This is a genomic window from Streptomyces sp. NPDC050161 (genome assembly GCF_044460025.1).
Lineage (GTDB): Bacteria > Actinomycetota > Actinomycetes > Streptomycetales > Streptomycetaceae > Streptomyces.
This window is the reverse complement of record NZ_JBITJM010000004.1, coordinates 374,895-387,015: the sequence shown is the minus strand read 5'-3', so window position 1 is coordinate 387,015 and position 12,121 is coordinate 374,895. Positions and strand designations below refer to the sequence as shown.

Sequence of the window (12,121 nt, the reverse complement as noted above, 5' to 3'; positions counted from 1 at the left end):
CTGCCGCACCCGGCCCGGGGCGTGCCCGCGAAACCGGCCCGGCTCGCGGGCCGACGACGGGACTTCACGGACACGTCCTGATGAGCGGCGCCCCGCCCCCTGACGATCAGCGCCGGGCCCGCAGCACCTCGCGGGCCGGTGCCCGTGACCTGCCGCGCGGAACCGGGCTGACGGACCGTACGCACCCCGGGGCGCCGCCCGCGACCAGCCAGGCGTGCAGCACCGACGCGAGGATGTGCGGGTGGGCCCGGAGCCCCGTGCCCCGGGTGCCGCCCTGCCACCACACCGCTTCGGCCGCGCCGCGCACCGCGGTCACACATCCCCCTGTGGTGTGCGGGACCGCGGCGATGAGGCACCCCTGGTGGCGGGCGAGCAGGTCGTGGGCGCGCAGCAGCGCGTGTCCCGGGGCGAGCGGAGTACGGCCGACGAGGAGGTCGGCGCACTCCGTCCGGCCGGAAGGTCCCGGTGCGTCGGGGTCCGCCCACCGGTGTACGTCGGCGTCGTGGCCACCTCCCGGCGGAACGCCGCTCCCTGCCGGATCCCCCGCCACCTCCAGCAGGACCCGGGCGATTCCCCGGCCGGACGCCGAGCGCCAGACGACGGCGGCGACACCCGTGGCCTGACCGGACGGCAGCGTGCCGGGCCGCCACCGGCGGCCGAACCTGACCGTGGACCAGCCGGTGTCGGGCACCGGACGGATGCGGCGCCCGGCCGCGCGCCCGGTCACCGCCGCGCTCCCGGTGCCGCGGCTTCCCACACCGTCAGCGACGGTGGCTCGGGCACCGGCGCCACGACCGGCGCGCAGGCCGGCTCGCCCAGTTCCAGCAGGCGGTAGAGGAGGGTGCGCATGCGCTGGTGGAACTGGCCGGGTGCCGACGAGAGCAGGGCTGCCGCCTCGTCGTACTGTCCGGCCGTGCGCCGCCCGGCCGCGTAGTGCAGTTGCTCCTCCAAGGGGTGCAACGGCGACACCACGGGGGCCACCGCGGCGAGGCGTGCCGTCGGTGACGCGGCGGAGATGTCGCGGCGCGTTCCCGGGGTGAGCAGCAGCGTGGCGTCGGTCAGGCTGCCGTAGGCGGTCAGCGAACCGTGGTCACCGACGATCCAGTCCGCCGCGATCAGCAGCCCCTGCCAGTCCGCTTCGGGCGGTACCACGGCGATACCGCGCCGCCGGCAGCCGGCCAGCCAGCCGTTGATCTGCCAACCTCCGTGCCCGGCCCAGATGTTGGGGTGGGCGAGCAGCGCCACACGGTAGTCGCGGGCGGGCAGCTGATGCAGCAGTTGCGGCAGCAGGGCGTCCAGCCGCCCGAAGGTCGACGCGGGGCCCCACGTCGAGGGGACCACCACGAGCCGCTGCCCTTCCCCGAGCCCCAGCGCCCTGCGGTAATCGTCCCGGCGGGGCCGTCCTGCGACGATCCGGTCGTAGCAGGGGTCGCCCACGACGTGCGCGAAGGGCAGCGCTTCGGGGCAGGAGCGGGACAGTACTTCCAGGTCGCTGTCGTGCGCGAAGGCGACGGCTGCGGGCACCACGCTTCCCTCGCGCATCAGATGCTGACGGCTCATCATCCCGGGCGGCCGTTCCTCCCCGGGGCCGAGGGAGCCGGCGTTGCGCAGGAGCTTGATGTGGCCCGCGCCGTGCGAGAGGCGGACGACCGGCGCCCGCACTTCGTGCACCCCGCGCGAGCCGGCGGCCAGCGCCAGGTCGAACTCCCTGCGAACGGCCTGCTCCCAGGGCACCGTGACGATGCCGAGGCCGTGCAGGTACTGCGGGACACCGTCGCCGAAGGCGTGCGGCGCCGCGGTGAAGACCACCTGGATCCGCAGATCCGCCTCCAGCAGATCGAACACCTCCCGCAGACGCTGCGCGTACGTCAGGGTGTGGGCGATGACCAACACCTGTTTGCAGTCCTGTACGGTCGACCACTGGCCCCGCTGGACCAGAGCCGAATCCGTGGATTCTCCGGACATCACTTTCCCCCATGAATGTCGGATGGACAGTCCCGTCCATGGGGTGCCCGGACGTCACCCCGCTTTCCTTGCACCGGCCTTGCAGAAACCTTGCCCGCGTCCGGACCGGTCGCGGACCTTCCCACCGGCCCCTGTGACTGCGCAGGTGAGAGCCCCGGCGGAGTAATACGATCTTGTCTTGACGAAGTGGCCGTGGCCGATCTTCACTGCGTGGGTCCTCCCTACGACGGGTACCCTCCTCCACCGAAGGTCGCGAACATGCCGGTTGAGACCACCGACGCCACCGAAGTAGTCAAGCAGTTCCTGCTCGGCGACTCCTTTGCCTGCCTCGCCGGGCGCTCCGCCTGGCGGCAGGGCGGCATCACCCATCGCCACTACACGTGGTTCGGGGATGACGAGTCGGCCCGGCAGATGGCGGTCGATCTCCAGGCGTATGTGGCATCGGTGGACTGGAACGCCAAGCCCTTCACCAGTTTCGTGGCGACCTTCTCGGGGCCCCTCGAAGTGTCGGAGCTCGACTTCGAGCGGCTGTTGTGGCAGCAGTTGCAGGCCCTGCACGACCATGACAGCCGTACGCATCCCTGGGCCGACGGATACGAAGCCGACCCGTCCTCGGGGGCGTTCGCCTACAGCGTCGCCGGGCACCCGTTCTTCGTGATCGGTCTGCACGAAACGCACTGCCGCGTCGGCCGCCGCCCGCCGTTCCCGATGCTCGCGTTCAACTCCCACGCCCAGTTCGACCGGATCAAGGCCGCCGGGCTGTGGGAACGGCTCCAGGAGAAGATACGCAAGCAGGACATCGAGCTCCAGGGCGACATCAACCCCAACCTCCTGGAGTACGAGCAGCTCTCCGAGGCCAGGCGCTACTCGGGCCGCCCCAAGCCGGCCGACTGGACCTGCCCGTTCTCCGCACGTGTCTGAGGACGCCGTGCGGTGAACGTGGCGGCTGTGTCAGGCCGTTGACGTGGGGGGATCTGCGAGGTGCGGGTTGGCGGCGGTGCCCTCGGTGCTGAGCAGGACGACGGTGGCGGCAGGGCCGAGGCCGAGCGCGGTGCGGCGTTCGGTGGCGCCGGGGCCGGTGAGGGCGGCCCTGGTGCCGGCCAGTGCCGCGGCGCCGCAGGGGCCGCTGGAGACTCCGTGGGCGGCCAGGGCGCGGGAGGCCGCGGCGCTGTCGGCGTCGGTGACGGCCACGGCGGCGTCCAGACCGTCGCGCAGGTACGGCCAGGCGAGGTGGGAGAGGGTGCCGCAGTTCAGTCCCGCCATGGTCGTCGGACCGGTCTCCACCGGGGTCGGCTCTCCCCTGGTGAGGCTCTCCAGGGCGCAGGCGGCGCAGTCAGGTTCCACCGCGAGCAGCGCGGGAGACGGGCCGCCCGGCCGGCTGCGGTAGTGGGTGACGCATGCCTGGGCGAGCGATCCGACGCCGACCGGTACGGCGACGAGGCCGGCGTCCAGCTGTGCGCCCGCGCCGGTCAGTTGGGTGTCGATCTCGGCGAACAGGGTCGCGTAGCCCTCGACGATCCAGCCGGGGATCCGTTCGTAGCCGGGCCAGGAGGAGTCCTGGAGGAGTACCGCTTCCGGCGCACGGGCCGCGTCGGCCGCCTGCCGTACCGCGTCGTCGTAGCTTCCCTCGACCTCGGTGACCTGGGCCCCTTCGGCGGCGATGGCGGCCACGGCGGCCGGATGGACGCCCTGCGGCACGAAGACGTGGGCGGTGAGGCCGGGGCCGCCCAGGCGTCCGGCCATCCGGGCGACGGCCCTGCCGTGGTTGCCGTCGGTGGCCGTGACGAGGGTGAGCGGGGCGTGCGCACCATGGGGGGTGGCCCGTTCGGCCAGGACACGGTGGACCGCCCAGGAGGCGCCGAGCGCCTTGAACGCGGGCAGCCCCAGGCGGGACGACTCGTCCTTGACGAAGAGCCGTCCGACACCCAATTCCCGCGCCAGGTCGGGCAGTTCGACGAGCGGGGTGGCGGCGTAGCCGGGCAGTTCCGCGTGGAAGGCCCGCACGTCGGCGGGTGCGGGGGCACAGCGCCAGGTGCGGGCGGCGGGGCGGGCGTACCAGGGCGGCGGGGCGGATGAACGCTTGTCGGGCATCCGCTCAGCGTGCCGTCCTGCCGTTCCCGGGTCCAGCACAATTTTCGATCTCCGCGCGTGGCCGGAACTGATCGGGGGGTGCGGGCCGGTGCCGTGCCGGTTCCGGCGCGGACCGGGAGGGCTGCCCCCGGTGGTCAGCCGCTGCCGGGGAAGGTGTCCGTCAGCCGGGTGGGGGCCGCCTGCCGCCAGGAGTCGACGAGGATGTCGCGGAGTTCGTCCACGTCCTCCAGGGCGGCGAGGCGTACGCGCACCCAGGAGGACGCGGCTTCGTGCGGCGGTACCCAGAACTTCTCCGGCTCGGCCGCGATCAGTTCCTGCCGTTCCAGGACCGGGCAGCGCACGGCGAACGAGGTCTCGTCGTCGGGGACGGTGACGAACATCTTCCCCGCGACCCGGAAGGTGGGCATGCCCCAGGCGATCTTCTCCACGGTTTCCGGCAGGGAGAGAGCGAGGCGGCGGACGTCATCGGAGTCGGTCATGGCCCTACGGTAAGCAGGTCGGCCGACGTGGGGCGGACCGGGTCGCGGTGCTGTGCGCGGGGGCTTCAGCGGGGCGCGGCGGTCCGTCGGCAGACCTCGTCCAGGATGGCGGCCACGCGGTCGAGCACGGGCGGCGGTGGGGTGTAGGGCACGCGCAGATGCCGGACGAGGGCCGCGTCGGCGGCGAACGAGGGGCCCGGGGCGAGGGCGAGGCCGCTGCGGCGGGCCCGTTCGATGACCGTGGCGGCGCGGATGCCGTTCAATTCCAGCCACAGGGCGAGGCCGCCGGGCGGGACCGCGAAGCTCCAGCGCGCGTCGTCCGCGAGCAGGGCGCTCAGGTGGTCGCGCCGCGTCCGCAGCTCCGCGCGGCGGCTGCGGAGCAACGGCTCGGTGGACCCCAGCAGTTCGACGGCGATCAGCTGCTGTATCGGCGCGGCGGAGAGCGGTGCGCTCAGGGGGTGCCGGGCCAGGGCGGTGATCAGGGGCGCGGGTCCGCGGATCCAGCCGACGCGCAGGCCGCCCCAGAGGCCCTTGGCGGCCGAGCCGATCAGTACCGCGTGCCGGATGCGGGGCGCCGGGCGGGGCGCGTCGCGCAGGTCGAGTTCCCGCATGGTCTCGTCCACCACGACGGTGACCCGGTGCCTGGCCGCGAGGTCGGCGACGGTCCTGCGGGTCGGTGCCGTCATCAGCGCGCCGGTCGGGTTCTGGAAGTCGGGCACGAGGTAGGCCAGGCCGCCCCGGGCCGCCGCGAACGCCGCGTCGAGCTGGTCGGGATCCCAGCCGTCGGTGGTCACCCGGCAGCCGGTCAGCCTGGCTCCCTGCGTGCGCAGGACGTCCAACGCGTCGAAGTAGGTGGGGACTTCGACGGCCGCGGTCCGCGGGCGCAGGTGGGCGCAGAGCAGCGCGAACGCGGCGCGCGTCCCGGAGGTGACCAGGATCTGTTCGGGGCGGGTGGCCAGGCCCTGGCCCGTGAGCCGTTCGGCCAGCAGGGCGCGGAGTTCGGGCAGGCCGGGGCCTGGTTCCCCGTCTTCGGTCAACAGATGTCCGGCGCGTTCCACGGCCCGCAGGGTGGCTTCCCGGTAGGCGGCCCGAGGTGCGGCGGGCACGGCACGGCGCAGGTCGATGAGGCCGGTCTGTCCGGTGGCGGTGAGCGGGGCGAGCGGTTCGGCCGCCGCGTCCGGCAGCCGCAGGGTGCTGGCGCTGCCGTGCCGGGTGCGGACCCAGCCGCCGTCGCGCAGTCCTTCCAGTGCGGCGGTCACCGTGCCGCGGCTGACGCCGACGGCCGCGGCGAAGCGGCGTTCCGCGGGCAGCTCGCTGCCGGTCCGCAGCCGGCCGTCGATGACCGCCTCACGGATCGCCTCGTCCAACGCCGTGATCAGCGGGACACCCGGCCTGCGCCACGCGCCCAGGGCCCTGACCAGTTGTTCCTCGCCTACTCGCACGGGTCAAGTCTCCCCTACTCGTGCTGGTCCAGTGCCTCGCGATTGGACCAGCCGCATCGGCCGCCCGCCTCCTAGCGTGGAGCGCGTACCGATGAATGGAGCCGCACCACCATGCACCCTCGCCTCGCCGCAGACCTGTCCCAGCTCCCCGGCCTCCTGGAGGCCACCCGGCGGCACGCCACCGCGTTCCTCGACGGCCTGGAGGAGCGGCCGGTCGTGCCCTCCCTGCCGGTCCCGCAGGCCGTGCCGCTGCCGGAGCACGGGGGCGGTCTGCGGGCCGCCCTGGAGGAGTTCGCCGAACGGTGGGAGCCGGGTCTCTCCGGCGGCGCGGGCCCGCGCTATCTCGGGTTCGTCACGGGCGGCGCCACCCCGGCTGCGCTGGCCGGGGACTGGCTGACGGCGACCGCTGACCAGAACTCCAACACCTCGCTGGACGGCACGGGCCAGGAGCTGGAGCGCCAGACGGTCGGCTGGCTGCGCGAGCTGTTCGGGCTGTCCGACGCGCACCGGGGGACGTTCGTCAGCGGCGCGACGATGTCCAACACGGTGGGCCTGGCGATCGCCCGCGAATGGCTCGGGGAGCGGCTCGGCGTCTCGCCGGCGGAGGACGGCGTGGCCGCGCTCGGAGCGGTACGGGTGCTGTCCGGCAGCCCGCATTCGAGCGTCGCCAAGGGCCTGTCGATGCTCGGTATCGGCCGGGCTGCGCTGGTGCAGGTGCCGGTACTGCCGGGACGGGAGGCAGTCGACCCGGTGGCGCTGGAGCGGGCCCTGCGGGAGAGCGAGGGACCGTGTGTCGTGGTGGCCAACGCCGGTACGGTCAACACCGTCGACTTCGACGATCTGCGGGCCATCGCCGCGCTGCGCGAACGGTACGACTTCTGGCTGCACGTGGACGCGGCCTTCGGCGCCTTCGCCGCCCTCTCCCCCGATCACGCGCACCTGGTGGCGGGCCTCGACCTGGCGGACTCGGTCTGCGTCGATCTCCACAAGTGGCTGAACGTGCCCTATGACAGCGCCGTGCAGTTCACCCGCCGCCAGGACCTTCAGGCCCGGGTCTTCCGGAACGCGGCGGCCTACCTCGGCCCGTCGGACGGCGCCCCCGACCTGGTCCAGCTGACCCCGGAGAACTCGCACCGGCTGCGGGCGCTCGCGGCGTGGTTCACCTTGCAGGCGTACGGGCGGGACGGGCACCGCGAGATCGTCGAGCGGTGCGTGTCCTGTGCCCGCGCGCTGGGGCGGGCCGTCGAATCCTCGTCCCGGCTGCGGCTGTTGGCGCCGGTCCGGCTCAACGTCGTCTGCTTCACGTCGGCCGGCGAGCCGGACGCCGGGCGGCTGCGCGCGCTCGCCGCTGATCTGGCCGGTGAGGTCTTCATGACGCCGACGGTCTACGCCGGAGTCCCCGCGCTGCGGGCCGCGTTCAGCAACTGGCGTACCGGCGCGCGCGACACCGCACGGATCGTCGCGGCCCTGGAGGGCGCCGCCGCCCGGCACTGACGGGCGCGCACCGGGCCGGGCGGCACGGCTGCCCGGCCCGGTGGCGTGCGTGGTCATGACGGTTCGGCCTCCTCGGGTACGCGTTCGGCTGCGGGCTTGCGGACCAGGAGGTAGCCCTGCGGGGTCTTCTCCGGCCCTTCTGCTTCGCGTATCAGCCGGGCGGTGACGGTGAGTTGCGCCCGGCCCAGCAGTTCCTCCAGCCGGTCAGGGGTCCACCGGTAGACGTCCAGCGCGATGTCGTGGCCGTACGCGTGGGTCAACGCGACCTGTTCCTCACCGGCTTTGAAGGCGAGGGCGAGGTGTCCGCCGGGGGCGAGCACGCGGTGGAACTCGGCGAAGATGCCGGGCAGCAGTTCCCTCGGGATGTGGATGACGGAGTACCAGGCGACGATGCCGCGGAGGCTGCCGTCGGCGAGGTCGAGGCCGGTCATCGAGCCGACCTCGAAGCGCAGTCCGGGGTGGGTGCGGCGGGCCACGTCGACCATGCCGGGTGACAGGTCGATGCCGAAGACGTCGAGCCCGAGGTCGCGCAGGTGACCCGTCAGGCGGCCGGGACCGCAGCCGATATCGGCCACCGCGCCGCCGCCGTCCGCCCGCACCTTCTCGGCGAACGCGCCGAGCATCGCGCGGTCGAGCGGTATGGCCGCCAGCGTGTCGCCGAGCAGGGTGGCGTAGTCGGTGGCCACGGTGTCGTAGGAGGTGCGGGTCGAGGTCACGTACGAGGGTTCCGCCATGTCCTGGACCGTACCGGCAGCCACTGACAATGCCAGGCCACGAGCCTTTCCCCCGGCGGGAGTTACGTCATCGGGGCGCGGTATCCGGGTGTTCCGCCACAGAGAAGGACAAAGCCTTCGGTGGCGTCGGTTCGAACATCTGACGGAGAGGGGATCCGGTGATCCATGGCCTCGCGGCGTGACTAGACTTGCTGGATACAAGCAATGTCTTTTGCCGGTGGCGGGTTCGCCGACGATTTTTCACAAAGGAACATGATGGGTAACGGGACCGTCCGTCCCGGCGACCGCACGGGGGCGCAGATCACCGCCTCGTCGGGGCTGGACGAGGCTGCCGCCGGGCTGGGAACGGAAATCGTGCGCTTCACGCGGCTGATCGCCGCCTGGAAGCAGCGCGCCAAGAACGACGCGACCGCCGCGGACCGGGTGCTGCTGGCCCGGCTGGTGGTCGGCGGTGACCGCCGGGCCACCGACCTGGCGGCCGACGCGTTCCTCGACCTGTCGACCGTCAGCCGTCAGGTGCGGTCGCTGGTCGAACGGGAGTTGGTCGCCCGGCGTCCCGACCCGGAGGACCGGCGCGGGTCGCTGCTGACCGCAACCGACGCCGGGCGCGCCGCATTCGAGCACTACCGGCGTCAGCGGGACGCCGAACTGGCCGCGCTCCTGGAGTGCTGGCCCGCGCAGGACAGGGCCGATCTGATCCGGCTGATGGGCCGGCTCAACGACGACCTGGTGGATCACCAACACGCACGGCTGTCCCCCGGGGGAGACCAGGGAGCCGCCGTGAAGCAGGGAGACATACACGCATGAGCACCTCCACCTCCCCGCCCGCGGCGGGGACCAAGGCGATACCCGTGCCCGGGACACTCAGCCACCGGCAGATCCTCACCATCCTCAGCGGTCTGATGCTGGGGATGTTTCTGGCCGCGCTCGACCAGACCATCGTCAGCACGTCCATCCGGACCATCGCCGACGATCTGCACGGTCTGAGCCAGCAGGCGTGGGCCACCACGGCGTATCTGATCACCTCGACGATCGCCACGCCGCTCTACGGCAAGCTGTCCGACCTGCACGGCCGCAAGCCGTACTACCTGGCGGCGATCACCATCTTCGTGGTGGGTTCGGTGCTGTGCACCTTCTCCACCTCGATGACCGAACTGGCGTCGTTCCGCGCCCTCCAGGGCCTGGGCGCCGGTGGTCTGATGTCGCTGGCCCTGGCGATCATCGGTGACATCGTGCCGCCCCGTGAACGGGCGCGGTACCAGGGCTACATGCTGGGCACCTTCGCCACGTCCAGCGTGGCGGGGCCGCTGATCGGCGGGGCGCTGGCCGGGCAGGAACACCTGCTGGGCATCACGGGCTGGCGCTGGGTCTTCCTGGTCAACGTGCCGATCGGCATCGTCGCGCTGTTCGTCGTCGCCAAGGTCCTGAACATCCCGCACACCCGCCGTGACCACCGCATCGACTGGTGGGGCGCGCTCACCATCGCGGTGGGTGTCGTCCCGCTGCTGCTCGTCGCCGAGCAGGGCAGGGAGTGGGGCTGGGGCTCGACCGCGTCGGTCACCTGCTACATCGTGGGCGCCGTCGGCATCGTCGCCTGGATCTTCGTGGAGCGGTGGATCGGCGACGACGCGCTGATCCCGATGCGGCTGTTCCGTAACGGCACGTTCAGCATGACCAGCCTGCTGTCGGTGCTGATCGGCATGGGCATGTTCGGCGGGATGCTGATGATCCCGCAGTACCTCCAGATCGTGAAGGGCGCCAGTCCCACCAAGTCGGGTCTGGAAATGCTGCCGTTGATGGCGGGCATGTTCATCGCCTCGATCGCCTCCGGCCAGATCACCTCCAAGACCGGCCGGTACAAGATCTTCCCGATCATCGGTACCGCGTTGATGGTCGCGGCGATGCTGCTGTTCCACTTCCGGGTCCAGTGGGACACCCCGCTCTGGGAGACGATGGTCTACATGCTCGTCTTCGGCCTCGGCCTGGGCGGTTGCATGCAGACGCTGGTGCTCGCCGTGCAGAACGCGGTGCCGCCGCGGGACATGGGTGTGGCGACCGCCTCCTCGACGTTCTTCCGTCAGATGGGTGCCACCGCCGGTACCGCGATCTTCCTGTCGGTGCTGTTCAGCACCGTCGGCGACAAGATCGCCACGGCGTTCAGGTCGGCCGTGCGGACCGCGGACTTCCAGGCCGCGCTGCACGATCCGGCCGTGCTGCACGACCCGGCCAGCAAGCCGGTCCTCGACATGCTCAAGGGATCGGGCGGGGGCGGCTCCTCCAGCGTGCTCAGCGACTCGTCGTTCATCCAGCAGCTCGACCCGCGGCTGGCCGAACCGTTCAAGCGGGGCTTCGCCGACTCGATGCACACCGTCTTCCTGATGGGCGCGATCGTCGTCGCGCTGGCCTTCCTGCTGGTGCTGTTCATCAAGGAGGTCCCGCTGCGGCAGGTCTCCGGGCTCCAGGCGCGCGCCCAGGCCGACGCCGAGGCCGCCGGTGAGGCAACTCCGGCCGCCGCCGCGGCCGTTCCCGTGGAACCCGCCGACGCCGAGCCCACCGCTGCGGCGCCCGCGTCCGGCGCCACCGGCCCCCTCATCCAGGGGACGGTGCAGGACGGCACCGGCAGCCCCTTGGCGCAGGCCGTGGTCACCCTCATCGACATCGGCGGCCGGCAGCTCGGGCGCGCCTCGACCGGGACCGACGGCGGCTACGCACTGCCCGCTGCGGGCCCCGGCACGTACGTGCTGATCGGCTCGGCCGGCTCCCGGCAGCCGCAGGCCGTGACCGTCGTGGTGGCCGACGAGCCGGTCAGGTTCGATCTGGCGCTCAGCGGGGCGGCCGGGCTGGCCGGCGAGGTCCGTGCGGAGCAGGGCGACGCACCGGTGCCCGGCGCGCTGGTCGTCGCCACCGACGTGCGGGGCGAGGTCGTGGCCTCGGGTGTGGCCGGCGCCGACGGCGGGTTCGTCTTCGGCGACCTGCCGGCGGGCAGCTACACGCTGGCGGTCAGCGCCGAGAGCCACCGCCCCGCCGCCCTCCAGGTGGAGGCCGCTTCCGGTACCCGCAACTGGTACGAGATCCGGCTGACACCGGGTGCCCGGATCCGCGGCGTCGTGCGGACGGCCCGTAGCGGACCGGTCAACGACGCGCGGGTGACGCTGCTCGACCCGGCGGGCAACGTGGTGGGCACCTCCACCACGGGCGGCGACGGTGAGTACATCTTCACCGACCTCGACCGCGGTGCGTACACCGTGATCGCCAGCGGCTACCCGCCGGTCGCGGTGCCGCTGCGGGTGGACCAGGCGGGCCACGCCGAGTTCGACATCGACCTCGGGCACGACACGGCGCAGTGACGCTCCGCCGCCTGCGGCGCGGCGCGTACCGGGCCCGGCTTCCTGAGGAGCCGGGCCCTTCGTGTCGCGCTCAGGGCGTCGCCCGGTGGTCGGGGTGGCCCGGGGTGCGGCGGCACTCCTTCATCTCGGCCTCGTGCAGATGTTCCTTGCCGTCGGCGAGTTCCTGCCGCGCCCGCCGCTCGATCTCGGCGAAGGGCCGGTAGTAGGTGGCGTTGTACTCCTCGACGATCTGGAACGTCCAGCGGCCGGGGATGACGTTGCGTCCCACCAGCTCCCGCTCGATCAGGTCCGCCAGCTCCGGGTGCCCCGCCGCGTGCAGTTGCTGCACGCTCCTGCCCAGCGTGAGGTCGGCGCCGCCGGTCAGCTGGTGGAACTCGTAGAGGTGCCCCCTGGCCCGTTCCACGGTTTCCAGCGCTTCCGACAGCGTGCCCAGTGCCTGCACGGTGGCGTCGCTGACGCCTTCGGGGCGCCGGTGCCGCGGGTCCGGACCGTCGGGGTCCTGCCTGTCTTCGCTCATGTCCCTTCTGTGCCCCGGGCGCCGCGCCGCCGCCTCCCCCGCGCGGCCACCG

At 72.7% G+C, this 12,121-nt stretch carries 11 protein-coding genes; 4 read left to right on the top strand and 7 right to left on the bottom strand.

The genetic code is table 11. The features are described from left to right. Positions 1-106 precede the first annotated feature (106 nt). Both ACIBK8_RS09525 and ACIBK8_RS09520 read right to left on the bottom strand, forming a co-directional pair. Complete coding sequence (locus ACIBK8_RS09525; RefSeq protein ID WP_399041110.1) at positions 107-727, bottom strand: hypothetical protein; 621 nt, start codon at positions 725-727, stop codon at positions 107-109. Then, the gene (locus ACIBK8_RS09520; protein ID WP_399041109.1) at positions 724-1,965 is read right to left on the bottom strand and encodes a hypothetical protein; all 1,242 of its coding nucleotides are present in this window, start codon (positions 1,963-1,965) and stop codon (positions 724-726) included. Before ACIBK8_RS09520 ends, ACIBK8_RS09525 begins: the two co-directional genes overlap by 4 nt. 258 nt (positions 1,966-2,223) lie before the next feature. On the opposite strand from ACIBK8_RS09520, the gene gntA reads away from it, so the two are divergent. After that, positions 2,224-2,886: a guanitoxin biosynthesis heme-dependent pre-guanitoxin N-hydroxylase GntA gene (gene gntA, locus ACIBK8_RS09515; protein ID WP_399041108.1), complete on the top strand. Its 663-nt coding sequence runs from the start codon at positions 2,224-2,226 to the stop codon at positions 2,884-2,886. A 30-nt stretch (positions 2,887-2,916) separates the two neighbouring features. On the opposite strand, the gene ACIBK8_RS09510 is transcribed toward gntA, so the two are convergent. From ACIBK8_RS09510 to ACIBK8_RS09500, 3 genes are all read right to left on the bottom strand, one after another. Further along, positions 2,917-4,056: a diaminopropionate ammonia-lyase gene (locus ACIBK8_RS09510; protein ID WP_399041107.1), complete on the bottom strand. Its 1,140-nt coding sequence runs from the start codon at positions 4,054-4,056 to the stop codon at positions 2,917-2,919. A gap of 134 nt (positions 4,057-4,190) precedes the next feature. After that, the gene (locus tag ACIBK8_RS09505) at positions 4,191-4,535 is read right to left on the bottom strand and encodes an MmcQ/YjbR family DNA-binding protein (RefSeq protein WP_399041106.1); all 345 of its coding nucleotides are present in this window, start codon (positions 4,533-4,535) and stop codon (positions 4,191-4,193) included. A gap of 65 nt (positions 4,536-4,600) precedes the next feature. Beyond that, positions 4,601-5,977: a PLP-dependent aminotransferase family protein gene (locus ACIBK8_RS09500; RefSeq protein ID WP_399041105.1), complete on the bottom strand. Its 1,377-nt coding sequence runs from the start codon at positions 5,975-5,977 to the stop codon at positions 4,601-4,603. A 111-nt stretch (positions 5,978-6,088) separates the two neighbouring features. Here ACIBK8_RS09500 and ACIBK8_RS09495 point away from each other — a divergent pair, with 111 nt between their 5' ends. Beyond that, the gene (locus tag ACIBK8_RS09495; protein ID WP_399041104.1) at positions 6,089-7,471 is read left to right on the top strand and encodes a pyridoxal phosphate-dependent decarboxylase family protein; all 1,383 of its coding nucleotides are present in this window, start codon (positions 6,089-6,091) and stop codon (positions 7,469-7,471) included. A 53-nt stretch (positions 7,472-7,524) separates the two neighbouring features. On the opposite strand, the gene ACIBK8_RS09490 is transcribed toward ACIBK8_RS09495, so the two are convergent. After that, a complete protein-coding gene (locus ACIBK8_RS09490) occupies positions 7,525-8,205 on the bottom strand; it encodes a class I SAM-dependent DNA methyltransferase (RefSeq protein ID WP_399041102.1) in 681 nt (226 codons plus the stop codon). A gap of 255 nt (positions 8,206-8,460) precedes the next feature. Here ACIBK8_RS09490 and ACIBK8_RS09485 point away from each other — a divergent pair, with 255 nt between their 5' ends. Further along, on the top strand, positions 8,461-9,012 hold the full coding sequence (locus ACIBK8_RS09485) for a MarR family winged helix-turn-helix transcriptional regulator (RefSeq protein WP_399041100.1): 552 nt from the start codon (positions 8,461-8,463) through the stop codon (positions 9,010-9,012). Beyond that, a complete protein-coding gene (locus tag ACIBK8_RS09480) occupies positions 9,009-11,552 on the top strand; it encodes an MFS transporter (protein WP_399041099.1) in 2,544 nt (847 codons plus the stop codon). Before ACIBK8_RS09485 ends, ACIBK8_RS09480 begins: the two co-directional genes overlap by 4 nt. A 70-nt stretch (positions 11,553-11,622) precedes the next feature. On the opposite strand, the gene ACIBK8_RS09475 is transcribed toward ACIBK8_RS09480, so the two are convergent. Next, positions 11,623-12,069, bottom strand: coding sequence for a hypothetical protein (locus tag ACIBK8_RS09475; protein WP_393684934.1), 447 nt, complete (start codon positions 12,067-12,069; stop codon positions 11,623-11,625). Between the last annotated feature and the right edge of the window lie 52 nt (positions 12,070-12,121).